Origin of the sequence: Undibacterium sp. Di27W (assembly GCF_049340345.1) — a bacterium.
In the GTDB taxonomy this organism is placed as follows: domain Bacteria; phylum Pseudomonadota; class Gammaproteobacteria; order Burkholderiales; family Burkholderiaceae_D; genus Undibacterium.
In genome coordinates this window covers 663,481-688,703 of sequence record NZ_JBMPOS010000001.1, presented here as the reverse complement: position 1 = coordinate 688,703, position 25,223 = coordinate 663,481, and the positions used below count along the sequence as shown (strand labels likewise).

Annotated in this window: 22 protein-coding genes; 8 read left to right on the top strand and 14 right to left on the bottom strand. The window is 49.2% G+C overall.

Annotated features, from left to right (window positions below; genetic code table 11):
- Positions 1–2 precede the first annotated feature (2 nt).
- Positions 3–674, bottom strand: a complete 672-nt coding sequence (gene rpiA / locus ACO0LF_RS03080; protein WP_423011779.1) for a ribose-5-phosphate isomerase RpiA — start codon at positions 672–674, stop codon at positions 3–5.
- An 82-nt stretch (positions 675–756) separates the two neighbouring features.
- On the bottom strand, positions 757–1,764 hold the full coding sequence (locus ACO0LF_RS03075) for a serine/threonine protein kinase (protein ID WP_423011777.1): 1,008 nt from the start codon (positions 1,762–1,764) through the stop codon (positions 757–759).
- Between the two features lie 111 nt (positions 1,765–1,875).
- On the opposite strand from ACO0LF_RS03075, the gene ACO0LF_RS03070 reads away from it, so the two are divergent.
- On the top strand, positions 1,876–2,577 hold the full coding sequence (locus tag ACO0LF_RS03070; protein ID WP_423011775.1) for a UPF0149 family protein: 702 nt from the start codon (positions 1,876–1,878) through the stop codon (positions 2,575–2,577).
- Between the two features lie 106 nt (positions 2,578–2,683).
- Positions 2,684–2,938, top strand: a complete 255-nt coding sequence (locus ACO0LF_RS03065) for an acyl-CoA-binding protein (RefSeq protein ID WP_423011773.1) — start codon at positions 2,684–2,686, stop codon at positions 2,936–2,938.
- Between the two features lie 9 nt (positions 2,939–2,947).
- Here the strand turns inward: ACO0LF_RS03065 and ACO0LF_RS03060 are convergent, their stop codons facing one another.
- Positions 2,948–3,919 carry a 2-hydroxyacid dehydrogenase gene (locus ACO0LF_RS03060; protein WP_423011771.1) on the bottom strand — a complete coding sequence of 324 codons (972 nt, stop codon included), beginning with the start codon at positions 3,917–3,919 and terminating at the stop codon, positions 2,948–2,950.
- Between the two features lie 420 nt (positions 3,920–4,339).
- On the opposite strand from ACO0LF_RS03060, the gene fdxA reads away from it, so the two are divergent.
- Together fdxA and ACO0LF_RS03050 are read left to right on the top strand one after the other, a co-directional pair.
- A complete protein-coding gene (gene fdxA, locus ACO0LF_RS03055; protein WP_110253797.1) occupies positions 4,340–4,663 on the top strand; it encodes a ferredoxin FdxA in 324 nt (107 codons plus the stop codon).
- Positions 4,664–4,737: 74 nt separating this feature from the next.
- Positions 4,738–5,808 carry an NAD(P)/FAD-dependent oxidoreductase gene (locus ACO0LF_RS03050; RefSeq protein WP_423011769.1) on the top strand — a complete coding sequence of 357 codons (1,071 nt, stop codon included), beginning with the start codon at positions 4,738–4,740 and terminating at the stop codon, positions 5,806–5,808.
- Between the two features lie 69 nt (positions 5,809–5,877).
- Here ACO0LF_RS03050 and ACO0LF_RS03045 read toward each other — a convergent pair whose 3' ends face one another.
- Both ACO0LF_RS03045 and ACO0LF_RS03040 read right to left on the bottom strand, forming a co-directional pair.
- Positions 5,878–7,002 (bottom strand): response regulator, encoded by a 1,125-nt coding sequence (locus ACO0LF_RS03045; RefSeq protein WP_423011767.1) that lies wholly within the window; start codon positions 7,000–7,002, stop codon positions 5,878–5,880.
- A gap of 71 nt (positions 7,003–7,073) precedes the next feature.
- A complete protein-coding gene (locus ACO0LF_RS03040; protein WP_423011765.1) occupies positions 7,074–11,366 on the bottom strand; it encodes a response regulator in 4,293 nt (1,430 codons plus the stop codon).
- 475 nt (positions 11,367–11,841) lie between these two features.
- Between ACO0LF_RS03040 and ACO0LF_RS03035 the strand changes: the two genes are divergently transcribed.
- From ACO0LF_RS03035 to nth, 3 genes are all read left to right on the top strand, one after another.
- Positions 11,842–13,077, top strand: a complete 1,236-nt coding sequence (locus tag ACO0LF_RS03035; RefSeq protein ID WP_423011763.1) for a polyhydroxyalkanoate depolymerase — start codon at positions 11,842–11,844, stop codon at positions 13,075–13,077.
- A 112-nt stretch (positions 13,078–13,189) separates the two neighbouring features.
- Positions 13,190–13,885, top strand: coding sequence for an electron transport complex subunit RsxB (gene rsxB, locus ACO0LF_RS03030; protein ID WP_423011761.1), 696 nt, complete (start codon positions 13,190–13,192; stop codon positions 13,883–13,885).
- The gene (nth, locus tag ACO0LF_RS03025; RefSeq protein WP_423011759.1) at positions 13,882–14,529 is read left to right on the top strand and encodes an endonuclease III; all 648 of its coding nucleotides are present in this window, start codon (positions 13,882–13,884) and stop codon (positions 14,527–14,529) included. The genes rsxB and nth overlap by 4 nt, the downstream gene beginning before the upstream one ends.
- Positions 14,530–14,600: 71 nt before the next feature.
- Here the strand turns inward: nth and ACO0LF_RS03020 are convergent, their stop codons facing one another.
- A complete protein-coding gene (locus ACO0LF_RS03020) occupies positions 14,601–15,182 on the bottom strand; it encodes a malonic semialdehyde reductase (RefSeq protein ID WP_423011757.1) in 582 nt (193 codons plus the stop codon).
- A gap of 112 nt (positions 15,183–15,294) precedes the next feature.
- Between ACO0LF_RS03020 and ACO0LF_RS03015 the strand changes: the two genes are divergently transcribed.
- The gene (locus ACO0LF_RS03015; protein WP_423011755.1) at positions 15,295–15,723 is read left to right on the top strand and encodes a DUF1841 family protein; all 429 of its coding nucleotides are present in this window, start codon (positions 15,295–15,297) and stop codon (positions 15,721–15,723) included.
- Positions 15,724–15,794: 71 nt separating this feature from the next.
- On the opposite strand, the gene bamC is transcribed toward ACO0LF_RS03015, so the two are convergent.
- From bamC to ACO0LF_RS02975, 8 genes are all read right to left on the bottom strand, one after another.
- Complete coding sequence (bamC, locus tag ACO0LF_RS03010) at positions 15,795–16,958, bottom strand: outer membrane protein assembly factor BamC (RefSeq protein ID WP_423011753.1); 1,164 nt, start codon at positions 16,956–16,958, stop codon at positions 15,795–15,797.
- Positions 16,959–17,034: 76 nt separating this feature from the next.
- Complete coding sequence (gene dapA, locus ACO0LF_RS03005; protein WP_423011751.1) at positions 17,035–17,919, bottom strand: 4-hydroxy-tetrahydrodipicolinate synthase; 885 nt, start codon at positions 17,917–17,919, stop codon at positions 17,035–17,037.
- 99 nt (positions 17,920–18,018) lie between these two features.
- Positions 18,019–18,582 (bottom strand): class I SAM-dependent methyltransferase, encoded by a 564-nt coding sequence (locus tag ACO0LF_RS03000; protein WP_423012445.1) that lies wholly within the window; start codon positions 18,580–18,582, stop codon positions 18,019–18,021.
- Between the two features lie 37 nt (positions 18,583–18,619).
- Positions 18,620–19,294: a site-2 protease family protein gene (locus tag ACO0LF_RS02995; protein WP_423011749.1), complete on the bottom strand. Its 675-nt coding sequence runs from the start codon at positions 19,292–19,294 to the stop codon at positions 18,620–18,622.
- A gap of 53 nt (positions 19,295–19,347) precedes the next feature.
- Entirely contained in the window at positions 19,348–19,971 is a 624-nt protein-coding gene (locus tag ACO0LF_RS02990; protein ID WP_423011747.1) for an L-threonylcarbamoyladenylate synthase, read from the bottom strand.
- A 335-nt stretch (positions 19,972–20,306) separates the two neighbouring features.
- Positions 20,307–21,161 (bottom strand): 3',5'-nucleoside bisphosphate phosphatase, encoded by an 855-nt coding sequence (locus ACO0LF_RS02985; protein ID WP_423011745.1) that lies wholly within the window; start codon positions 21,159–21,161, stop codon positions 20,307–20,309.
- A gap of 160 nt (positions 21,162–21,321) precedes the next feature.
- Positions 21,322–23,688, bottom strand: coding sequence for a TonB-dependent receptor plug domain-containing protein (locus tag ACO0LF_RS02980; RefSeq protein ID WP_423011743.1), 2,367 nt, complete (start codon positions 23,686–23,688; stop codon positions 21,322–21,324).
- 188 nt (positions 23,689–23,876) lie between these two features.
- Positions 23,877–25,193, bottom strand: a complete 1,317-nt coding sequence (locus ACO0LF_RS02975; protein ID WP_423011741.1) for an ABC transporter permease — start codon at positions 25,191–25,193, stop codon at positions 23,877–23,879.
- Between the last annotated feature and the right edge of the window lie 30 nt (positions 25,194–25,223).

Below are 25,223 nucleotides of genomic sequence, written 5' to 3'. Positions count from 1 at the left end.
TATTAAAACTGCAAAGTCTTTACACCTTCAGCAGTGCCTAGCAAGCATACATTTGCACCCTGGCGAGCGAACAGACCTACCGTTACCACACCCACGATATTATTGATCTGCGCTTCCAGCACCAGCGGATCCTGGATTTGCATGCCATGCACATCCAATATCATATTGCCATTGTCAGTCAACAAGGCCTGGCCATCTTTCATGCGCAAACGCGCCTCGCCACCCAGGGCATTCAGCTTGCGGGCAACGACTGCATGCGACATGGGGATCACTTCGACTGGCAAAGGGAACTTACCCAGCACGTCCACCAGCTTGGAACCGTCGGCGATACAGATAAATTTTTCTGCCACTGAAGCAACGATCTTTTCACGTGTCAATGCTGCACCACCGCCCTTGATCATTGCACCGGATGGCGTGATTTCATCAGCGCCATCGATATACACAGGCATGGATGTCACCTCATTCAAATCCAGCACGGTAATGCCATGGGAACGCAAACGAGCAGCCGTCACCTCTGAAGATGCCACTGCTGCCTTGACTTTATGCTTGATCTTGGCCAACTCATCAATAAAGAAATTGGCTGTCGAGCCTGTGCCCACACCGACGATCTCGCCTTCAACGACGTAGGCAATGGCGGCCTGAGCTACTGCTAGTTTCAATTCATCCTGGGTCATGGTGCTTATCCATCTGGTTTATAAAATTGGCGGGATTTTACAGTAGCGAACAAGTTTCTTACCAGCCTCCCTACAAATACCATCAAATTGGCCACAAAGGCGGCTCCTCCATCAAGGCAACCTGTTCGCGCAATTCCAGTATGCGGTCTTGCCAGTAACGCTGACTATTAAACCATGGGAAGGCCGCAGGAAAGGCAGGATCACTCCAGCGCTGCGCCAGCCAGGCCGAGTAATGGATGAGCCTGAGTGTGCGCAAAGCCTCTATCAGATAAAGTTGTCGCGGCTCGAATTCAAAAAAATCTTCATACCCGGCCAGGATATCCGTTAACTGGCTCTGCATATCGCTGCGCTCGCCCGACAGCAGCATCCATAAATCCTGTATGCCTGGCCCCATGCGACTATCATCAAAATCAACAAAATGCGGCCCTGCTTCTGGCCCGGATTCCAGCCACAAGACATTACCCAAATGACAATCACCATGCAAGCGTAATTGCTGCACGTCCCCTGCCCTGTCATAGCAAGCCCGGATCCCATCCAGAGCTTGCTGGCTGACACTGGTATAGGCGGCCAGCAGATCCGGCGGAATAAAATCGTGTTCAAGCAGCCAGGCACGTGGCAAGACACCAAAGCTTTGCGCATCCAGGGCTGGCCTGAGCGCATAGCTGGCCGTGGCACCGACAGCATGTATGCGCCCTATGAAACGCCCCAGCCATTCCAGGGTAGCTGGATCACCTGTCTCAGGTGCACGGCCACTCTGGCGCTTGAATAAGGAAAAACGATAACCCTGATAGTGCCTGAGACTACTCCCATCCTCAGTCTGCAATGCAGCCAGCACGGGAATCTCATGCCCCTGCAATTCGCGCACGAATTCATGTTCCTCTTGTATGGCCGCATCTGACCAGCGCAAAGGGCGATAAAATTTGGCAATAACTGGAGCGGCGTCTTCTATGCCTATCTGATAAACCCGGTTTTCATAGCTATTCAGGGCCAGCATGCGACCATCGCTGCGCAAGCCACTGCTTTCTACGGCATCAAGGACGAATTCGGGCGTCAGCCCGGCGAAGGAGTCTGGGGGAGTAAAATCTGTCATAGCGCTATTGTACGTGTCCACTGCCCTGGATAACATAAAAGTCCTGCACAGCCAGCAAACAAAGCGCTAAACTGCCGATATTTTCATATTTACCTTTTCAAGAGCCACACCATGCATCTCGACGAACCACTTAGCGACAAAGAATTCAATGAACTCGACAAATTCCTGATGTCTGACAAGGTCGGCGACGATGGCATGACCATGGATGCCTTGCATGGCTACCTGACTGCCATTGCCCTTGGCCCGGAAATGATACCTATGGCTGAATGGTTGCCTCTGATCTGGGGCTTGCCTGAGCAGGGTGAACCCAAGTTTAAAAATGACAAGGAAATGCAACGCGTGACCAGCCTGGTAGCCCGTTTCATGAATGAGATCCAGATTACCTTTGAAGTCGCACCTCAGGAATACGAGCCCCTGTTTTGTGTCATGGAGCAAAATGGCAAGGAATTGATCGACGGTGAAACCTGGGCCTGGGGTTTCTGGGAAGGCATGCAATTACGTGAAGAAGCGTGGGAAGCTGCCTGGGAATCCGAAGAAATCGGCCCCCTGCTGCAGCCTATCTACCTGCTGGGCGCAGAAGAAATAGAAGAAGGCGAATTAAAATTCGTTGATACGCCAGAAAAATGCCATGAACTGGCATTGACACTGGAGGCATCCATTCCCGCCATACGCCGCTTCTGGGCACCTTTGCGCAAGTCAGGTGTCGCCACGGTCAAGCGCGAAGCACCCAAGGTAGGCAGGAATGATCCATGCCCTTGCGGTAGCGGAAAAAAATACAAAGTCTGCTGCGGCGCAGAGCCCACCCTGCATTAATACCGGAATAGCGGGTGCGCTGGAGGGAAACCTCTAGCGCAAAACTGCCCGGCCAGCATGTCTTCATGCTATTTTTGCGCTTCTTAATAACATGCTGGAGACTACCATGAGCTTGCAAGAACAATTCACCCAGGCACAAGCCGATTCCAAAAGCCTGTCCGAGCGCCCGGACAATATGACTTTGCTGAAAATCTATGCGCTGTTCAAACAAGGCAGCACAGGCGACGCTACTGGTGACCGCCCTGGCATGACCGACTTTGTCGGCCGCGCCAAGTTTGATGCCTGGGCTGGCCTGAAAGGCACGACCCAGGAAGCAGCAATGCAGCAATATGTAGATCTGATCACTTCGCTCAAGGATTAAGTTCCAGCCTTAAACCGTAGGATTCAGCCAATCCCTGGGCCTTCCTTCGGTCAGACCGGCGATCAGATTATCTGCCGCCCGGTTTGCCATTGCCCGCCGGGTTGCCTCAGAGGCGCTGGCAATATGCGGGGTCAGGACGACATTACTCAAGGTCAAGAAATCTGGATGAAATTTGGGTTCATTCTCAAATACATCCAGGCCTGCTGCTGCAATCCGCTTTTCACGCAAAGCGGTAATTAATGCCAGGTCATCAACAATGCCGCCGCGCGCCAGGTTCACCAGCGTCGCGCCAGGCTTCATCATGCGCAATTCGGCTATCCCTATGGTGTGATGGGAAGCTGTTGAATAGGGCAGCACCAGCACTACATGATCAGCTTGCTGCAGCAACTCTTCCTTGCTGACATATCGTGCATTGTTTGCATAAGCTTCTTGCTCAGCGCTGAGACGGGAGCGATTGTGATACACGACCTTCATGTCAAAACCTGTAGAACGCCGTGCAATGGCTTGTCCTATCCTGCCCATGCCGATAATGCCAAGGGTCGCACCATGTACATCCGCCCCCAGGAAGGAATCGTAGCGCCACTTGGTCCAGTGCCCCGCACGCAACCAGTGCTCAGACTCGGTTACCCGCCTGGCTGTCGCCATCAGTAAGGCCCAGCCAAAATCGGCCGTGGTTTCATTCAAGACTTCTGGCGTATTGCTGGCCATGACACCATGGGCAGTACAGGCTGGCACGTCAATATTGTCATAACCTACAGCCATGCTCGCGATCATTTTTAAATCTGGCAACTGCTGTAACAACTCAGTATTGATTTTGGCACTGGCAGTCGCCAGGGCACCTGCCTTACCCTTGAGCCTGGCAGCCAGTTCATTTGGTGATAAAATAGCATCATCCTGATTTGATTCCACTTCAAAATACTGTTCCAGCTTTGTCAAGACATCAGGAAAAATAGCGCGGGTGACCAGGATTGCAGGCTTCATGTCTAACCTTAGGTATGAAAATATCAAAAAGAAAAGGGTAACTTGTCCATCTATTGAGTTGTTGAGTAACAGACAAGCAGACAAGCTTGGTATTGCATGATACCGTTTAAATACCCTTTTTTCTAACCTTGATATCCCCGCTCAAAAAATTCATGCAGGCTATAATTGGTGCAAGAAAATTCATGAAGATGATGCAAATCAAGCCGTCAAACGACAGCCCATATTAAAATAATGCACTTCCGGCAAACCTCATAGACAAATCCCCTGGATACGCCTGCATTTGCTTATGCGCAAACTATATAAGCCTGATTTGTGAGAACTGCTAAATTGCCTTAAAATACAAGGCTTTGCAGCCCTGAGCCTATTTTTTGCACTCAGACTGCGCCTAAATCCCGAATTTTTAGTTTAGATTGGACTGTTATGACCCACGTTGTGACCGAATCCTGCATCCGCTGCCGTTATACCGATTGCGTGGATGTATGCCCGGTGGACTGCTTCCGTGCTGGCCCGAATTTCCTGATTATTGATCCAGACGAATGCATCGATTGCGCCGTGTGCGTTGCAGAATGCCCCGCTAACGCCATTTTTGCAGAAGAAGATGTGCCGGCAGATCAACAGCAGTTTATCAAGATCAATGCCGAGCTGACTCGCAAATGGCCGTCGATTACCAAGACAGTTGCTCCTTTGTCAGATGCTGACGACTGGAAAGATGTCAAAGACAAATTGCAATACCTGGAAAGATAAGTATCCCAGTCAGCAATTCGGGCTTTTACTAATCGGCTCAAACAAATCCGCAATATCAGGAATCAACTCGTCGTATGGAAAACAAACAAACTACCGCGGCCCAGGCCGCCATTGAAGCAGATGCCGTTATCATAGGCGCGGGCCCGGTCGGCCTGTTCCAGGTATTCGAATTGGGCCTGCTTGAAATCAAAGCACACGTTATTGACTCTCTGGCAGTCGTCGGCGGCCAATGCGTAGAACTGTATCCCGACAAACCGATCTATGACATCCCTGCCGTGCCAGTCTGCACAGGCCAGGAATTGACAGACAATCTGTTGAAACAAATTGAACCCTTCGAACCAACTTTCCATCTGGGTCAGGAAGTGACCCTGGTTGAACGTCGTGAAGATGGCCGCTTTGACCTGGAAACTTCAACAGGTACCCGCTTCATCACCAAAACCATTTTCATCGCTGCCGGTGTTGGTTCCTTCCAGCCGCGCACCTTGAAAGTCGAAGGCATAGAAGCCTTTGAAAACAAACAGGTGTTCTACCGCGTCAAAGATCCTACCCAGTTCTACGGCAAAAACCTGGTGATCTGTGGTGGTGGTGACTCTGCACTGGACTGGGCATTGAACCTGGTTGGCAAGGCTGAATCAGTCGTGGTATTGCACCGCCGTGAAGACTTCCGCGCTGCTCCCGCCTCAGTCGCCAAGATGAAAGAACTCTGCGACAACTATGAAATGCAACTCACCATAGGCCAGGTCACAGGCATAGAAACCAAAGACGATGTGCTGTCTGAAATCAAGGTCACCGGTGCAGATGGCGTTACCCGCCGCATGCCACTGGATACTTTGCTGGTCTTCTTCGGTCTGTCACCAAAACTCGGCCCTATCGCCGAATGGGGCCTGGACATAGAGCGCAAACAATTGAAGGTCGTCAATACTGAGAAGTTCGAGACCAATGTACCTGGCATTTTTGCCGTAGGTGATATCAACACCTACCCAGGCAAGAAAAAACTCATCCTGTCCGGCTTCCATGAAGCTGCGCTGGCTGCGTTTGGTGCTGCACCGTATATTTTCCCTGACAAGAAAATCCACATGCAATACACCACAACTTCACCAAAACTGCACAAAATCCTGGGCGTGGAAACACCGGTTTTCGATTAATCAGGAAACTGCTCAAACAAAAAAGCGCAAAGATTTCTTTGCGCTTTTTTGTTGTTTGCATCCGAGCTTTCAGTTCGCTGGGATATGGGAATCGGATTCCTTGAATTGATTGGCAATCTGATTAAACTCATCGGTAATTTGTAAGAAGGCATCCAGGATATCCGGATCAAAATGCGTGCCATGTCCCTTGCGCATGATGCTGATCGCTTCTTCATGCGAAAACGCTGGTTTATAGACGCGTCGAGAAATCAAGGCATCATACACATCAGCCACGGCCATCAGACGCGCTGACAGGGGTATGGCATCGCCAACCAGATTTTCCGGATAACCTGAGCCATCCCATTTTTCTTGATGCGAATACGTGATTTCACGGGCAAAGCGCAAAAACTCATTACTCTCGCCCAGGTATTTTTCTACCGAAATAATGGTTTCCCGCCCGTACACCGTATGCAGCTTCATGACTTCAAATTCTTCCGAAGTCAGTTTATCGGGTTTCAGCAAGATATTATCGGGGATACCTACCTTGCCTATATCGTGCAGAGGCGCTGACTTGTAGAGTAATTCTATATTCTCATCGGTCAGATCATTGCTGAAGCGCGCGTGATGTTTGAGTTTTCTGGCTAATGCAGCGACATAATTCTGAGTGCGGCGTATATGGTTACCAGTTTCATTATCTCTGGTCTCAGCCAGCGAAGCCATGGCCATGATGATGGCGTCCTGCATCTTGGCCAGCTTGCGGGTTCTGTCCTGCACCAGGCTTTCCAGGTGCTTGTTCTGATCTTGCAGTAAATGACGGGCACGCACCAGATTCAATTGCGTTGCCACTCTCGCCAATACGATGGGTGGGCTGATAGGCTTGCTGATGTAATCAACCGCCCCCAGACGCAAACCCATTTCCTCATCTTGCACCTGGCTTTTGGCTGTCAGGAAAATAATGGGAATATCGGAAGTAGCCGGGTCTGCTTTGAGACGTCGGCAAGTCTCATAGCCATCCATCTCTGGCATCATGACATCCAGCAAGATCAGGTCAGGACCTGGCAGGCTGGAGGCTATTTGGAGAGCTTTCAAGCCATTGGTGGCGATCTTGATTTTGTACTGGTCTTTCAATAATCCCGACAAGAGTGAAATATTGTCGGGGGTATCATCCACGATCAACACCACCTGTTTGGCATTTTGATCAAATACCTCACTCATAGATCACCTCGATAAGAAGTAATTGCCCCACATTTCTGTGTATGCCATGCATCAAACTGGATTTCATCAAATCAAAGTATTTCATAACCGAGGTTTTTCGCACTATTACTCAATAAATTCAAGGCTGCATCATAGTCAAACTGCCTGACCGCACGCATGATCTGCTTTTGCACATCGACACCAAATGCATTGGCTATCATGTCACCTGACTCTAACAGCAAGTCGACTGCTTCGCCATCGTAATCACGCAACAAGTTACAGCATTTTACAAGTAAGTCCTGCATAAGCTCATGATCAACCGGCAACAACTCAACTGGCTTGGCCTCGGCTTTATTTGCGGATTTTTCCAGCGTCAATACCTGGTCTATCGCATTGATGGTGAGCAGCATTGCTTGCGCACATCCATCCAGCACCGGCACTAGCTCCACTATATTGACATTGTCATGCAATTTCAATTCAAGTTCAGCCGCATAAGGCTGTATGGTTTTTGCACCTATCAAGCCAGCTACCCCTTTGAGGGTATGTGCCAGACGTTCTGCCAGCAAATTATCCCCTGCATCGAGCGCATTACGGATATGTTCAACCACATTGCGCTGGTCATCACAAAAACGCGATAACAATTCCAGATAAAACGAGCGGTTACCAAGGGTACGGCTCAAGCCCTCCTCCACATCGACGCCTTCAATCACCAAGCTATTGCTGATGTCCTGTATCGGCAGTTGCACATTATCAAAATTGCTGCCAGTCACATGATCCGGACACCAATGCGAAATAGCGTGGTACAACTCTTTAGGATTGATGGGTTTGGCAAGATGGGCATTCATGCCAGAAGCAAAGCAGAGTTCGCGCTCTTCCACCATGGCATGTGCCGTCATGGCAACGATGGGCAAGTCATCAAAGCGTGTATCTGCGCGTATCAAGCGGGTTGCCTCGTGCCCATCCATTTCTGGCATCTGCACATCCATGAACACTACACCGTAATACTCTGAATTGGTTTTATTCACCATATCCACAGCAATTTTACCGTTACCAGCGATATCAACAGCAACCCCCGCCGCCTCCATCAATTCACGGGCAATTTGCTGATTGATTTCATTGTCTTCAACCAGCAAGACGCGCAAATCCGTATATTTGGGGACCAGCACGCCATGGCTGACAGGAATGGTGTAACTACTACTTGAAAACAATTCCACCAGACAATCTACCAGAGTAGAGGCATTGACGGGTTTGGTTAAGAATCCATCAGGCAAGGCAATATCATCGCGGTAGCTGACTTCTTCACGTCCGTGCGCACTGACCAATACCATCAAAGGTGCGGGTTGCAAGGACCCATCGCGCTTCAGATAAGTGATCAGTTCCAGGCCATCCATTTCAGGCATGCGCAGGTCAGTGAATATCACACCATAGGGATGGGTAAGACTACATTCCCGAACCGCCTGCAAAGCAGCAGCACCGCTATTGACGACATTGATATCCACAGGCAATTCGGACAATATTTCCTGCAAAATTTCAGCAGCAGCGGGATTATCATCCACGATCAACAAGCGCATGCCATTGATTGCGCCAGGCACTACCTGACGCTGGACAACTGGCTGGGCAATCCCAAACCAGCCAGTGAAGTATACGCAAGTGCCGCGTCCAGCCTCGCTATTCAAGGCGATTTCGCCCCCCATTAATTCAACCATGCCCTTGGAAATCGACAAGCCCAAACCTGTGCCGCCAAATTTGCGGGTCGTCGATTCATCAGCCTGGCTAAATGGGCGAAATAATTTATCTGACTGCTCTTCCGACATGCCTATGCCGGTGTCTCGCACTTCAAATTTGAGCTTGACCTTGCCACCCGCCATTTCCATGGTCTGGCAAGTGACATAGATTTCACCTCGCTCGGTGAATTTAATGGCGTTATTGATGAGGTTGATCAAGACCTGCCCCAATCTCAAGGGATCGCCATTCAGATAACGCGGAATATCCGGCGGCGCACGGAACAGGAACTCCAAACCCTTCTCATCGGCTTTATCAGTCGTCACTGCCGAAATATTATTGAGCACGTCATCGAGATTGAAATCAACTTGTTCGATATTCAATTTCCCGGCTTCTATCTTGGAGAAATCCAGAATATCGTTGATGATGCCCAGCAGAGAAATACCTGCCTTGTGGATTTTCTCTACATAGTCTTTTTGTTTGGAATTGAGGTCTGTTCTTAAAGCCAGATGCGCCATGCCTATGATGGCATTCATAGGCGTGCGGATTTCATGGCTCATATTGGCCAGGAACATGGATTTGGCTTCCGTCGTTTCTTCTGCATGACGGCGCGCCATTTCGGCTTCTTTCAACTCATTTTGCATTTGCAGGGTTTGCAGGCGAATTTGCTCGGCCATGCTCTCTTTGAGTTGCGACTCCAGCAATTTTCTTTGCGTAATATCGGACACAAAAGACAGGGTCGCGGGGCGACCTTCCCAATCTATCATGACGGCAGATAACTCCACCCAGATGATGGAATGCGTCCGATTATTTTCTATACGAAAATGATAGTATTGCTCAACATCTTCACCACGCAAACGGCGGGTGTGGTGATCAATTACCATGGGCCTGTCATCAGGATAGATGGCCGTAATGAATGACATTTGCGCCAGCTCTTCTGACTGATAACCAGTCAAACTTTGCACACGTGGATTGGCAAAAACGATGCGACCATCCTGCACGACCAGTATGCCTTCCGTGACGTTATTGATGAGTTGCCGATAATGCTGCTCAGACTTGCTCAAGTCTTCTTCGAGCTGGCGACGGGTGGAAATATCCATGACTACCCAGACCGTGCCATGGGTCAGATTGTTTTTATCGACAGCACGTCCGGAAAAATGCACCCAGAACAGGCTGCCATCAGTGCGCCGCATCTTCAATTCAGCTTCATAAGCCTCGCCTCTCAAGACAGACTGATTGACGGCAGCGCCCGATTCCAGATAAGCATCACGTGACTCATAAAACGGTTCCAGCGAAGAACCCAGTACTTGTTCGCGCGCCACCCCAAATATCTGGCACAAGGGGGTGTTCACCCATTGCACCCGCCCCTGATTATTCAAAAAAACCATGCCGACAATGGAATTTTCCAGCACGGTTTCCCGCTCGGCCAGCATGCGTTTCAGTTCATCTTCCAGTTGACGACGCTCAACCATGGCGCGCTCGGCCATGCGTCTGGCCAATTCAGCTTCTTTTAATTCATTCCTGATGTGCAGCGTCTGCACGTGGACGCGAGTTGCCAGTCCTTGCGCCTTGGCAAACAGATCAAGGTAGCGTTTCTGCTCGTCGTAGGCTTCTTTCCATTCACCCAGCTCGGTAAATATCTCGGACAATTCCTTGATCGCCCTCAAAGGCATATAGATATAACCGTTGCCGCCAACCTCATCCACTGCCCTGCGCAAATCGCGGATGGCGTCAGGGTAGCGTTTGTGACAGCGATGCAAATGGCCACTGACCCACCAGCTATAGGGTTTCAGATGCTTGTCTTCAAAACTATCCAGTAAATCCATGGCGGTGTCACTGAGCTTGTCGGCCTCCTCCAACTGACCGCGCATGGCCAGGGTATATGCTGCCACTGACAAACAAAATGCCCTGCTGGAGTTGTCGGTGTTTTCACCGCTCTTGATTCCGCCTATATATGAGGCGATGGTCTGGTAAGCTTCTTCATATTTATCCAGCGAAACCTTGCACAAGGCCAGCATGGTAGACACAAAAGGTGCCAGCCAGCGCTCACTGGAATTGACGGCAATATCTCTGGCCTCCTGCAATAAGACTTCGGCGTCTTCGGCATTGCCGCTAACGTAAAAAATCTCCCCCAGATTGGCTGTCACTTGCGCTACGCGATTTGGTATCTGCAAGGCACGCGCATCATTAAGCGCTGTGTAAAAGTGGCGTATGGCTTCTTCGGTATAACCCAGTTCCTGTGACAAAATACCCAGGGTGTTATAGACCACAACAGAGATACGACTCACCCGCATGCGAAGCGCTGGCACAATGCGCGCGTGGCACAGGGCATATGCCTCCTGCACCTGACCACGGCGACGCCAGACAGCAATCGTGCCGAACAGGGCGAATGCCATGCCCTCATGCTCATCTACCGACTCAAACAAGGTCGCGGCACGCTCAAATACAGGCGCGGCCTGCTCCATGTGATCATCAAAATAATCGGCAAAGGCATCAATCAGATCCGCAGCAATCATGGCGGTGGGATTGGATTTACCAGGCTCTTGCAGACGCATGCTGGCAGCAATTTTGCGACCATCTGCGGGGTTGTCACGCATCAGGTCCAGGGCATCAAGACAAAGTTCGCGCCAGTGGATTTCTGCTAGAGAACTATCTTTACTCATTCTGCTCAGCTCTTCAGATAGAAATGATGCATTGAAAATCAAATTAACCTGAATATGACTCACACTACATTCAGGAACACATTTATAAGGCTGTCTGACAATATGACAATATTAATGCCAGAGTCGGGATTATGGATACAGATTGCCAATAACTGTGTCTTTTATCCGAACAAATCCATAAAGCAAACACTATTCAGTTTCACAAAGCAAATAAGACAAGTGATTCTTGAAAAATAACTTAAATTTCAACATTTCCGCAAGAAATGATTGCATTTAAATCAATTTTTTAACATTAATTCACACCAACAAGTTACGCAAGTCTTTTGCTCAGCCACAAATTTTTAAAACTGGTTTATGATGCATTGCAACAGTTCGATTAAGTGTTTTTTCTAAGCTTGCTTCGCCCTGTGTCATTTGCTCCTGGCTATTTGGTCAGGACAAATGAGTGCACGGCCCCTTATTTGAAAGATTCACTATGCTTTATCAATTTCATGAGCTCAATCGCGCCTTTCTGAATCCCTTGACTCAATGGGCAGAAGCATCTTCAAAACTGTTCACCAATCCCGTATCCCCGTTGGCGCACACTCCCTACTCGCAGCGCATTGCCGCGGGTTACGAATTGCTGTTTCGCCTGGGCAAAGATTACGAAAAACCAGAATTCGGCATTACTTCTACGACCATAGACAAACAAGAAGTAGAGATTGCGCAAAGCACGGCTGTCATCAAGTCCTTCTGCAAACTGCTGCATTTCAAAAAAGTCCTGAGCGACAAAGAACTGACCAAGCTGAATCAGCCCAAGGTCTTGCTGGTGGCACCTTTGTCTGGCCATCACTCGACCCTGCTGCGCGACACTGTGCGCGGCTTGTTGCCCAAGCATGATGTGTACATCACCGACTGGACAGACGCGCGCATGGTGCCCTTGTCTGCCGGACCTTTCCATCTGCATGACTACATTTATTACGTCCAGGACTTTATCCATTTCCTGGGTGCTGGCACGCATGTGATTTCAGTATGTCAGCCTACCGTGCCGGTACTGGCTGCAATTTCGCTGATGGCGACTGCCAAAGATCCTTTGCTGCCAAAAACCATGACACTCATGGGTGGGCCGATAGATCCACGCAAATCACCAACCCAGGTCAATAACCTGGCAACGGAAAAGAAATTTTCCTGGTTTGAAAACACCGTCATTTACAGTGTGCCAGCCAATTATCCTGGCTATGGTCGCAAGGTTTATCCAGGTTTCCTGCAACACACCGGCTTTGTCGCCATGAATCCTGACCGCCATGCGCAAAGTCACTGGGATTTCTATCAGCACCTGATACAAGGTGATGATGAGTCAGCCGAGCAGCATCGGAAATTCTATAATGAATACAATGCGGTGCTAGATATGCCAGCTGAGTACTACCTGGAAACCATTAAATCCGTATTCCAGGAATTCCGCTTGCCAACCGGCACCTGGGAAGTCGAAGGCAAGCTGGTCAGGCCGCAAGATATCAAGAACGTAGCCTTGTTCACCGTAGAGGGCGAGCTTGATGATATCTCTGGTCCTGGTCAAACCCAGGCCGCTCATGACTTATGCAGCGGCATACCGGCCAATATGAAGCAGGATTATGTGGCGCCAGGCGCAGGCCATTACGGCATTTTCTCTGGCCGTCGCTGGCGCGATATTATTTGCCCGAAAATTGGTGACTTCATCAAACAGCATTCTTGATAAACTCAAGGCAAAACATAGCCACGACCCGCAAAGCGTCGTGGCTTTTTTGTTTGTGGACGCTGATGTTTAGGGGGATAATCACGGTTCTCTATTGTTTTTTGTGAACTCCGTGTCAGATTCTCTCGCAGATCAGCTTGAAAATGCCTTGCCGCAAACCCAGTGCACCAAGTGTGGCTATCCAGCCTGTCGCCCCTATGCGGAAGCCATCGCCAATGGCACAGCCAACTATAATCAATGCCCGCCTGGTGGTCAGGAAGGCGTAGTGCGACTTGCCAATATCCTGCGCAAGCCAGTTATTCTACTGGATACCAGTCATGGCCTTGAAAGAGAAAGGCCGGTAGCAATCATAGAGGAAGCCTACTGCATAGGCTGCACCCTGTGCATACAAGCCTGCCCTGTCGATGCCATCATAGGCGCCCCCAAGCAAATGCATAGCATCATCAGTGAACTGTGCACTGGCTGCGACCTATGTGTTGCGCCCTGCCCTGTCGACTGCATCAGCATGCTGCCTGTCACGACAGGGCAAACTGGCTGGGATGCCTGGAGCCAGGCACAAGCAGATCACTCACGTCAGCTTTATACCTTGCGCAATCAGCGCCTGATCCGCGAAAAGCAGGAGAATGATGAACGCCTGACTGCCAAAGCTGCAGCCAAGCTTGTTGCACTGGAAGCTGAACCAGCATTGAGCGAAGAAGAAATCGCCAGCAAAGAGCGCAAGAAAGCCATCATTGCGGCAGCCATAGAGAGAGCGCGCATTAAGAAACTACAAACACAAGAAGACTCAACACAAGGTGACAAGCAATGAATGCAGCAAAACGCCAGGCCATTTTTGAACGACTGCGACAACAAAACCCGCATCCGACCACCGAACTGGAATACACCACCCCGTTCGAATTACTGATTGCCGTCTTGTTGTCGGCCCAGGCCACTGATGTGTCGGTCAATAAGGCTACCCGCCTGCTGTATCCCGTGGCGAATACGCCAGAGAAAATCCATGCCCTGGGCGTCGATGGCCTGATCCCGTATATACAAACCATAGGCCTGTTTCGTACCAAGGCCAAGAATGTCATCGAAACTTGCCGCATCTTGATGGCTGAGCACAGGAGCGAAGTGCCGCGCCAGCGCGAAGCCCTGGAGGCACTGCCCGGTGTGGGCAGGAAAACCGCTAATGTGGTCATGAATACGGCTTTTGGCGAACCGACCATCGCGGTGGATACCCATATCTTCCGGGTATCCAACCGCACTGGCTTAGCACCCGGAAAAAATGTCGACATCGTCGAGCAGAAATTGATGAAATTTGTCCCGGCAGAATTCAAGCAGGATGCGCATCACTGGCTGATACTGCATGGTCGCTATACCTGTATCGCCAGGAAACCCAAATGCTGGAATTGCATGATCGCTGACTTATGTGAATTCAAACAAAAAACACCCTTACCTGATTCAGTTTAAAGAAGCACACATACAAAAACAAAGAGCCTGCAAAAATGCAGGCTCTTTTATTTAGCGGCACATCAGGATATTCAAACTATCTTGCAAGCCTCATCAAAACTCAAGCGAGGTGAACGTGGGAACAATTGCTGTGCATCGCCATAACCGAGATTGCAGATGAAATTAACTTTAACCGTCGTACCTGCAAAAAAAGCGGTATTGAGTTTATCTGCATCGAAACCCGACATAGGACCGCAATCCAGGCCCACAGCACGCGCTGCCAGCATGAAGTAGGCGCCTTGCAGTGATGAGTTACGGAAAGCCGTCGCATCGATGTTGGCCTGGTTGCCAGCGAACCATGAGCGTGCATCTGCATGAGGGAATAATTGCGGCAGCTTTTCAAAAAACTCCATATCCATGCCGATGATGGCAGTCACTGGTGCAGTTTTGGTTTTTTCAAAATTACCTTGGGAAACACAGCCCAGCAATTTTTGTTTTTCGGCGTCAGACCTGACAAACACGATACGGGCTGGCGAGCAATTGGCAGAAGTGGAGCCCCACTTCATCAAATCATATATTTCTTGCAATTGCACATCGGTAACTGGCTTATCCAGCCAGGCATTGTGGGTACGTGCATTGGTAAACAAGGTATCGAGAGCGTCTTTGGATAACATGGAGTATTCCTTTCAAATAATCGGAGGATAATAACCCAAGTCGTCAAAAGCTTCAGCGCAGCAAAAGAAAATACCTTTTACAATAGGCGCACTTTTTCATTTGGACTTGTTCATGTTCACCCCTAGCCAGCACGATGTACGCCGTTTTTTTTGCGAAACCTTCAGGAAAACCCACGAAAACCTGGTCTTGACGCCACTGGAGATCATAGCCTCAGACTGGATCAGGCAACATCCCGAGTATGAACATGACCTGACAGATGTAGAACAGGCCTTGCAAGCCAATTACAGCGTCGATCAGGGGCAGACCAATCCATTCCTGCACCTGTCCATGCATCTGTCGATAGCCGAACAAATTTCAGTCGATCAGCCCCCGGGCGTCAAGCAGGCATTTCAGATATTAGCCAGGAAGCATCAGTCTGAGCATGAAGCCCATCATGAAATCATGGAATGCCTGGGTGAGATGATATGGAATTCTCAAAGAACAGGTTTACCACCGGATGGACAAGCTTATATAGAAGCGCTGAAGCGACGCTGCAGTTAAGTTAGTAATAAAAACGCAGCACACAACAAAAAAGCGAGGACCAGCCTCGCTTTTTTTATGCAGCCTACAAATTACTTCAGCTGGTCATTCAACAATTGCAGGATTTTCTCTGCGACTGCTGAAGAGTCGACCTTACCGTCGCTACCATGGACGGATACATGACTGACTTCGCCATTGGCTGCATTTTTAACCAGGATGCGGTATTTCTGTGCATTCTTGGTCGCATCGCTGGAAGAGCCAAACGAGAACAGACGTGAGAAGAAGCCTTCGCTGGCACCCTTGGTCTTGGCATCGATGTCCTGATCAACGTAACGGACAAAATACAGACCTTGTGAGCGGTCACGATCTTCAACTGTGAAGCCAATACGGTCCAGAGCCAGACCCACCCTGCGCCATGAACGATCGAATGCCTCATCCACTTCTACATAAGTTTTGCCATCATCCTTCAGTAATTGCGAATGGGCTTTGCCAGTGGCACTAGGTGCGGTGACGGCCGTTTTCGCTTTTTCACCATCTGAACCCAGGCGTACCATCAGACGAGCAAGGAATTCAGCTTCCAGACCAGGATCTGCTGCACGTGGCGTCCATACGGTGCCATCTTTTTGCGAGCCAACCAGCACTTCCTGAGCACCGCGATGGCTGATATAGATTTCTACCTCGCCATTGGCACCACGTTCCAGACGGGTACGGAATTTATCACGCTCGCCAGTGGAGTACAGTGAATCCAATACCTTGCCCAAGGTATTGCGGATAATGTCTTGAGGGATTTTGGCGCGATTTTCTGCCCAATCGGTTTCCATGACGCCCGCTTCCTGATTTTCCACATTGATCAGGAAACCCAGTTCCTGCCAAAAGTCTTTCAACTGTGGCCACAGGGCTTCAGGTGTATCTTTCACGACCAGCCAGCGGCTATTGCCATTGCGCTCTATGCGCATGTTCTGGACTTGCTTGGCAGCGACCAGGCCGCCACTGCTGACAACTTTATTGCCTTTTTCCAGATTGTAACTGGAGGCTGTCGCGCTACTTTTGTTTGCTTCAGGGATAGAAAAACGATTGTCGCGTCGAATTTGCGTCAAATCGGGGGGCACCTCCAGGGATGCGGTCGTTGCCTTACTGGCGCTTCTATAGTCGATCTTGTTAGGTTCGAGAATATTGCCGATTGAACTACAGCCAGTCAAACCTGCCAGCGCCAATGCGCCTATGATGCCGTTTTTAGCAACAAAGCTTTTTGCCATGTGAAAGTCCCTACGTATTAGTATCAATTAAAACTGCGTGAAGCAAACGGCCAGGTTTTCGGGCCGTTCAGGGGAATCATTGTAATACACCAGCTTCACGCATCGCTGCGCGAACGGTTTCATGATATTGCTCAGCCATAGTCACCAAAGGCAAACGGATACCAGTTGGTATCAAGCCCATTTCCACCATCGCCCATTTCACCGGCAAAGGATTAGGTTCAATAAACAATTTATTATGCAAAGGAATCAGGCGGTTATTGATGGCAATAGCTTCCTTGATATCACCACGCATGGCGGCCGCGCACAATTCATGCATGGCTTTAGGAGCAACATTGGCGGTTACCGAGATATTGCCTTTGCCACCGTACAACATCAACGCCACTGCAGTTGCATCATCACCGGAATACACAGCAAAACTAGCAGGTGCCAGACGTATCAGGTCGGTGCCCCTGGCGATATTGCCCGTGGCATCCTTGACACCAATAATGCCTGGAACTTGCGCCAGACGCAGTATAGTCTCATTCGACATGTCTGCAACGGTACGGCCAGGCACATTGTACAAAATGATAGGAATATCAACAGATTCAGCAATTTTTTTGAAATGCTGGTACATGCCTTCCTGGGTAGGACGGTTGTAATAAGGCACGACTTGCAAGGAAGCATCAGCGCCAGCCTGCTTGGCGAACTTGGTCAGATTGATGGCTTCTTCAGTTGAATTACCGCCAGAGCCGGCAATAATAGGAATGCGCTTATTGGCATGTTCCACAGCGACACGTATCAGCTCACAATGTTCTTCGACAGAAACGGTAGGAGACTCACCTGTGGTACCAACGATGACGATACCATCTGTACCTTCGGCAATATGCCAATCAATCAATTTGCGCAAACATGGCAAATCAAGACTGCCATCTGCATGCATGGGGGTTACGATCGCAACCAGACTACCCTGAATCTTTGTCATGTTAATGCAAGAAAAAAGTAAAACCCTGATTGTAGCGGATACACTGCTAAACGGGGCGCAAATAGCTGGAATAAGCCTCTAAACTTGTGAGCATTTGCTTCAAAGCTGGTTTAAAACGCCGACTTCCCCAGCTTTTCTGGCACAAATACGCTGCACCATGGCAGGTTTTGGCTGCTCGACATAGCCATCTTCATAGGCAATGACCGTCATACCAACTTCTGGATTAGACTGCATTTGCGCAAGAAGTTCGCCGGGACGCAATAAAAAAGCCGGATTAGAGGGTTTACCAAAATTTTCATTGCCAGCGGCAAAGGTTTCATAAATCAGGATACCGCCTGGCTTCAGACTGGCAAGCAAATGCGGGAATAGTGGCCGGTGCAGGTAATTGCAGACGATGATGGCGCTAAAGCTGCTTTCGCCAAACGGCCAGTCATACCCCTTATCCCCCACCTCCAGATCGTGTGTTTTAGTTTCTATACCCTCAAGCTGCAGAGCATGCAAACTCTGAGCATCCCTGTCCAAAGCCAATATAGGCAAACCGAGAGTATGCAGATAGAAACTATTCCTACCTGTCCCACAGGCAAGATCAAGTACTTGTCCGGCATTTGCGCTGAGCAAATGATGGAAGCGCCTGAGCCAGGCAGATGGAGCAATTTGTTGCACAATCAAAAATGCATCCTCAAAAATTGATTTCTCACATTCAAAATGCACCCAACAGCAGATTAAACGGATACATACACAGTGACAGCAAGATATTGGCAATCAACATCACTGGCCCCATCCAGAATTGCAGCACGTGCATCATCACCAGGCCCATGACAATAAAAAAACCATAAGGCTCAATCTGGGCGAATTGATAAGCCAGCTTGTGCGGCAAAAGACTAAAGAGTATACGGCCACCATCCAGCGGTGGAATGGGGAAAAGATTAAAGGCAAACATGACCAGATTGGTGATCACCCCAGCATCTGCCATTTTCATGAAAAACTCTTCCTGAACATGCAGTGCCTGCAACAAAGTGGCAAATAAAAGCCAGGCAAATGCCATAATGAAGTTTGCTCCTGGACCAGCCAACGCCACCCAAGCCATATCACGTTTGGGCTTTTTCAAATTGGAGTAATTGATAGGAACAGGTTTTGCATAGCCAAATAAAAATCCACTACCAGTAGAAACGTAAATAATAGCCAGCACCGTAGGTATCAGGATAGTACCAACTGGATCAATATGCACAATGGGGTTTAAACTCACCCGCCCCTGGCTATACGCGGTCAGGTCGCCAAAATATTTGGCCACATAGGCATGAGCTGCTTCATGTAAAGTAATCGCGAAGATGACAGGTAACGCAAAAATGGCAATCGTTTGAATTATTTGTTCCATTATGAATTTCTATTTAAGTAAATCATTGAAGCAACAGCAGCAAAAACCAACCATTACAATCCAAACAAAGCCGCATCACCGCGTCCCTGTCGCACCAGTTCCGGGGCATCGCCAGTCATATCGATCACGGTGGTCGGTACCAGGCTGCAGGCTCCCCCATCGATGACCAGTTCAACCAGTTTTGCCAGTCTCTCCCTGACTTGCTCAGGATCAGTCAATGGCTCTTCTTCATCTGGCAGTATCAGCGTCGTGCCCAATAGCGGTTGCTTCAACTCTTCCAGCAAGGCATGGGTGATAGTGTTTTCTGGTACGCGCAGGCCTATGGTTTTGCGTGAGGGGTGACTAAGGCGGCGCGGCACTTCCTTGGTGGCTTCCAGGATGAAGGTATATGGCCCGGGCGTTGCCGCCTTCAACATGCGGTACTGACTATTATCGACCTTGGCATATTGCGCAATTTCAGACAGGTCGCGGCACAACAAGGTCAGGTGATGCTTATCATCGACGCCGCGGATTTTGCGCAGGCGCATAACAGCATCCTTGTCATCCAGATGACATACCAGGGCATAACAAGAATCTGTAGGCAAGGCAACGATGCCGCCATTATCAACAATCTGTACCGCCTGTTTGATCAAACGCAACTGCGGATTATCGGGATGAATTTGAAAAAATTGGCTCATAAAAAGAAGAAAGGCAGTAGCACAGCTACCGCCGCAAATTAATGATTGAAATTAACGCATGTTCTGCAATGCCACACTACCCTGCTCTACTGACGGAAGCGAAGGGAATAAAGCACTACCGCCAGGACTATCACGCATACCAGATGCTGTCACGGATTTTGGCATTTTGGTAGCTCGACTCTTGCAAACTACCCAGCTTCGCCCATGTCCGCATCATGACATAACAACGACAACTGTCAGATTGCTCAGCAAAAACAGGATTATGCGCTTCGTGAACGCCTTCCGGAGGAAATTACATGATACCTGCGCATTAAATGTGGCCTATCCCTGCCATTTCAAGTCAGGGACCACTGTTCCCACACTGGCTTGGCCATTTTAGGCAGAGCTGGCAAGCGCCCTATATCTACCTCAGCATCTTGTGGGGAATGGAAATCTGAGCCGCGTGAGGACAAGAAACCGTAATGAGCTGCGATTCTGGTGTACTCATCGTATTGATCCACCGTATGACTGCCCGTCACCGTCTCTATCGCCTTACCCCCCAGGTTTTTGAATTCCGTAAAAAAAGCATCCATTGCCAAGGGACTGAGTTCATAACGGCCAGGGTGCGCCACCACTGCCACACCACCGGCTCCACGTATCCAGCCCACCGCCTCCGCCAGCGTCGCCCAGCGATGAGGAACAAAACCTGGCTTGCCATCTGCCAGATAGTGCCTGAACACATCGGACACCGTAGCGCAAGCGCCGATCTCCACTAAGTAGCGGGCAAAGTGCGAACGTGAAATCAGATCAGGGTTGCCGACATATTTGAGCGCGCCCTCATACGTGTTTGCGATACCTGCCTTGCTTAATAACTCTGCCGCCATATCACGCGCACGGCGCTCACGGCCTGAGCGTGTCTGCGCCAGGCCCTTGACCAGATCAGGATTGGTTTCATCGATATTGAGGCCAACAATATGGATAGTCTTGCCTGCCCATGTAATGGAAATTTCTACGCCAGCAATATATCCCATGCCCAGATCAAGGGCAGCGGCACGCGCCTCAGGGATACCGCGCACTTCATCATGGTCAGTCAGCGCCCAGACATCAACGCCATTGGCTTTGGCACGGGCGGCCAGTTGAGATGGTGTCAATACGCCATCAGAGACGACAGAGTGGCTATGCAAATCGGCATTTAATTCTGGAGATAACATGATGAATACGATGGAAAATCAGGCTGACGGCGTTCACCTTTTCCCAGTCTGCCTGTTTTAGCCAGGAATTACTTGTACATGCCACCGTCTTACCCAAGTATTGTACTCCCCATGCCCAGATCGTGCTGCACTGCACGATCCTTTGCTTTTATGGCATGACTTACAACTTCATCTCAATACGCAAGGTCCAGGTGGTGTAGGTTTTGGATGTGTTGTAGTCAATACGGTTAAGTGTGTCCGAGTTCACTATGCTGCCACTCAGATAATCATTGGCCCGCAGATTATTGGCAGACAAACGCAATTGCAAGTTCGGATTGAATTTCCACAAGCCATACAGGTCCAACTGCCGTTTGATACCCGTCTGATTAATTTGGACGTTGCTACTTTGTATCTCATAAGCTGGCGTCCAGTTGATATTACCGCCCACGGTTAGCGGGATACCAGCTGGACGATAATCGAGGCCAAAATTGGCAGTTTGCGTAGGTTGCTGGTCAAGGCGATTATTAGGCCCCTTGATATCATCCACACTGGACCAAAAATGACTATAGTTACTGCGTACATCAATAGCAGGTCCAGCAGGGAAAAATTCCTGCAACTGAAATTTTGCTTCCAGTTCTATACCTTTAGTTGTTGCGTGACCGATATTCACAGGCTTGGAAACCTGACGGGTCTTATACAGGCCATCTGTCGTATCCAAAACTTGAACCGGATCTGTGCTTCTGCGAATCAGATTATCAATATCACGAACAAAAAAATTCGCACTAATAATGCCTGCACGCGTAAGGTAATGCTCAAAGGCGAGATCAATACCTTTTGATAACTCCGGCTTCAAAAACGGATTGCCGGTACGGTCAGGGCGGTAAAAACTATTCTGATTAGAAATGCTGGTCACAGCGATCAAATCATTCAATGCCGGGGCACGATAGCTATGTGTCAGACTAGCCCTGATCTGGTCCTTGCCAGCACCAGGAATACGCCAAACACCATGCAAGACCGGGCTCCAGACGCTACTGGTGTTTTCGATGGCATTGCCACCCACAGTGCTGCTGGTTTTAATGCCCTCCCAGCGCAAACCTGCATAAGCGGAGAATTGTGGATTGATATCAAATTCATCTTGCGCAAAAGCGGCCAGGCGACGGGTATTTGCATCCAGATTATCACCAGATTCGGCAAACTGCGCCTTACCATTATCCAGTGAAATACGGGTCTGGCTGCGCTTGCCCATTTCCAGATCCCAGCCAGCGGCCAATGTGTGCCCCTCACCATAAGGTTTGGTGAATTTACCACCGGTATTGATACTGCTGTCGCGGGTATTATTGACATCGCTGATCAAGTCGACCTGGTTGCCATTTTTATCAAACTGATAGCGCAAGGAATTACTCTCCATCTTGCCCAGGCCGCCACCAAATTTGATATTCAATTTCGAGTTACCCTCGAACTTATGCTGCCAGTTACCAAAACCGCGCAAGAATGTTGTTTCAGCATGTGCAGATCCGGTCGCTACCGCAAAATCCCCGTTAGTAACAGATTCTTTGAAGTTATTAGCGTTATTAGGATCGTTCGGGTTATTTGATTTAGTTACATAGTGATCGATCAAATTGACATCACTTCGGGTACTGGAATCACTGCGCGAATTCATCAGGAATGGCTGCACCATCAAAGTGTCACCATTTTCAAACTTATAGTTAAAACGCGGTGTTAAATGAATGCCTGTCGTCTTACGGTTAGTTTGATCATATTGATTCTGTATTAAAGTCTCAGATAGAGTTGCAGGATCGCGCTGCGAACCGTGATCATAAGAATTGGTAAAAGTACTGCCTTCATCATGCTGGCGATTCTGGAAAACAGAACCACTCAAGGCATACGACAAGCTACCAATTTCACCAGGCACAGTCAGGGAGACATTCGGTGCCAGCCTGCCCTGCTCATAACCCATGGATAATTTCAGGTCGATATCTTTTTGCTTGTACTCTTCACGCAAAACAATGTTGATGGTACCGGCAATCGCCTGAGTACTGTACTCAGCCACGGTGCCACGAATGATTTCTATGCGCTCTACCTGATCTGGTGACAAACTATCCATGGAAAAACCGCGTGGTGCTCTTTCACCATTGAGCAATATCTGGGTATAGCCATTACCCATGCCGCGCATGCGTATATCGCCACCTCGTCCAGGTCGCCCGCCCACGGTTACGCCAGGCAAGCGCTTGAGCACCTCACCCAGATTGCTATCACCGTTTCTATCGAGCTCTTCCCTGCCGAAAATAATTTTGGCAGCAGTCGATTGACGACGCTCATCCTGATCAGTACGCCCACCGTTAATAGTGACTTTTTGTATCCCATCCCTGGCTGCAGATGTATCTGCTTTTTTATTGCCAGATTTTTCTTTGGCTTTGCTATCCTGGGAATTTTCTTCAGTATTTTTGACTGATTCTTGAGGAGTGGTTTGCGCATAAGCAAATGAGCTTACTGAAAAAACACTGGCAACTGCCAATGTCAGGGTACGCAATCTTAATTTTGGAGACATAGATTTCAAACTTAAAAAACACAAGCGCTTGAGCGCGAGCAAGCCTCGCACCCTCATGTCCAGATTGTATTTTTAAGCAAGAATGAATACCAGTAAAGCCAGGCCCATATTTGTATGGAATTGAAACAGCAGGCACTGCACCGTTACTTTGCGATACCAGACAATAACTGTGGTTAATCCTGCCTGGCTCAAACTTTACGGAAACGCCACAGTGCGATGACACCAAAAACCGTAGCAAAAGCCAGTTGCACACCCACTGCTGGCAAGGCAGCATCCAAGCCTAGGCCACGCCATGTCATGGCATCCAGGCCGTCCACTGCCCAGCGTGTAGGCACGATGAGGGTAAGGCTTTGCAACCATTGGGGGAACATGAAGGATGGCATCCAGGCACCACTGAGCATGACCATGATCAAGGTCGCAAAAACAGAGATACCCCGCGCAGCCTCGGGGGTTTTACCAAAGGCGGCAATCAATAAACCAAAACTGGCGGTCATGAGTGAAAACGAAATGACTACGCCAAAGAAGCCAGGCAGGCTTCCTGCTATATGCACATTAAATACAAAAACAGCGACGAGAAATATAAAACACATGAGGCCACAAGCGATCAAGGCACATGAGAGTGCTCTTGCGATCAGCACGGTATTCAAACCTACCGGCGCCGCCAATAAACGACTCCATAAACCCAGGCGCCTGGCCAGCAATATGCCTATGCCAGCATCAATCGCCATGAATAAAATAAATTGCACGCTCATGCCAGCAAAAGAATGCGCATAACCATTGTATTTATTGGCAACCGGATCACCCGCCGTCATGGCCTGGTCTCTGGTCACAAAGGGCATGCTTAATCCTGCATTTGCGGTATTTGTAGTGGATGCAGTGGTGCTGACAGCACCTGCATCCTTATCAGCTTGCTGGCTTACCTGGAATTTTTTCAAGCTCCCCAGAAAATCATGTAACTCCCCATTCTCTTTTTTCGCCTGATCCATTTTCTCCAGATCTTTCAAAGTCTGGTCTATGAATGTAGTGCCGGTCTTGCCACCAAACATTTCAGCGCTGACACTTTGCATGACTTGCTGCGTCAGCATGCCCTTGACCATGGCCAGTACTGCTGTTTGTGAAGGGTCATAGTAAATATCCAGCTCAGGTTTTTCCTTGCCACCAAACAGAGCACCACCAGCACGTTCACCAAATTTTTCCGGGATCAGCACAGCCATATTCAGCTTGCCTTTTAAAACCTGGGCTTTGGCTTCCTCTAAAGACATTTCCTTGACCAGCAGAGTAGATTCTTCTTTCAAGCCCTTGACGACTTTTTGGCTGATGACATGCTCATCCTGACTGACTACGGCAATCTCTATCTTGGCCGCATCTTTCGTATCCCTGCCTCCAGTGATGAATCCAAAGAATGCACCCAGCAAGATAGGCATCACCAGGTTAAGCAGCAAGGCACGGCGGTCAGCCAGAAACAGGATCAAGTCTTTTCTGATCAGTGCGATCAAGGCAGTCATCATAGCTCCTCGGTTTGCCGCATTGTTATA

Excerpts from the sequence above, each read along its gene's own strand:
- fdxA (WP_110253797.1), top strand. The coding sequence starts at position 4,340 with ATGACCCACGTTGTGACCGAATCCTGCATCCGCTGCCGTTATACCGAT.
- bamC (WP_423011753.1), bottom strand. The coding sequence starts at position 16,958 with ATGGCAAAAAGCTTTGTTGCTAAAAACGGCATCATAGGCGCATTGGCG.
- dapA (WP_423011751.1), bottom strand. The coding sequence starts at position 17,919 with ATGACAAAGATTCAGGGTAGTCTGGTTGCGATCGTAACCCCCATGCAT.
- ACO0LF_RS03060 (WP_423011771.1), bottom strand. The coding sequence starts at position 3,919 with ATGAAGCCTGCAATCCTGGTCACCCGCGCTATTTTTCCTGATGTCTTG.
- ACO0LF_RS02995 (WP_423011749.1), bottom strand. The coding sequence starts at position 19,294 with ATGGAACAAATAATTCAAACGATTGCCATTTTTGCGTTACCTGTCATC.
- ACO0LF_RS02990 (WP_423011747.1), bottom strand. The coding sequence starts at position 19,971 with ATGAGCCAATTTTTTCAAATTCATCCCGATAATCCGCAGTTGCGTTTG.
- ACO0LF_RS03065 (WP_423011773.1), top strand. The coding sequence starts at position 2,684 with ATGAGCTTGCAAGAACAATTCACCCAGGCACAAGCCGATTCCAAAAGC.
- ACO0LF_RS02975 (WP_423011741.1), bottom strand. The coding sequence starts at position 25,193 with ATGACTGCCTTGATCGCACTGATCAGAAAAGACTTGATCCTGTTTCTG.
- ACO0LF_RS03050 (WP_423011769.1), top strand. The coding sequence starts at position 4,738 with ATGGAAAACAAACAAACTACCGCGGCCCAGGCCGCCATTGAAGCAGAT.
- ACO0LF_RS03020 (WP_423011757.1), bottom strand. The coding sequence starts at position 15,182 with ATGTTATCCAAAGACGCTCTCGATACCTTGTTTACCAATGCACGTACC.
- ACO0LF_RS02985 (WP_423011745.1), bottom strand. The coding sequence starts at position 21,161 with ATGTTATCTCCAGAATTAAATGCCGATTTGCATAGCCACTCTGTCGTC.
- ACO0LF_RS02980 (WP_423011743.1), bottom strand. The coding sequence starts at position 23,688 with ATGTCTCCAAAATTAAGATTGCGTACCCTGACATTGGCAGTTGCCAGT.
- ACO0LF_RS03045 (WP_423011767.1), bottom strand. The coding sequence starts at position 7,002 with ATGAGTGAGGTATTTGATCAAAATGCCAAACAGGTGGTGTTGATCGTG.
- ACO0LF_RS03070 (WP_423011775.1), top strand. The coding sequence starts at position 1,876 with ATGCATCTCGACGAACCACTTAGCGACAAAGAATTCAATGAACTCGAC.
- ACO0LF_RS03075 (WP_423011777.1), bottom strand. The coding sequence starts at position 1,764 with ATGACAGATTTTACTCCCCCAGACTCCTTCGCCGGGCTGACGCCCGAA.
- ACO0LF_RS03015 (WP_423011755.1), top strand. The coding sequence starts at position 15,295 with ATGTTCACCCCTAGCCAGCACGATGTACGCCGTTTTTTTTGCGAAACC.
- ACO0LF_RS03040 (WP_423011765.1), bottom strand. The coding sequence starts at position 11,366 with ATGAGTAAAGATAGTTCTCTAGCAGAAATCCACTGGCGCGAACTTTGT.
- ACO0LF_RS03035 (WP_423011763.1), top strand. The coding sequence starts at position 11,842 with ATGCTTTATCAATTTCATGAGCTCAATCGCGCCTTTCTGAATCCCTTG.
- rpiA (WP_423011779.1), bottom strand. The coding sequence starts at position 674 with ATGACCCAGGATGAATTGAAACTAGCAGTAGCTCAGGCCGCCATTGCC.
- nth (WP_423011759.1), top strand. The coding sequence starts at position 13,882 with ATGAATGCAGCAAAACGCCAGGCCATTTTTGAACGACTGCGACAACAA.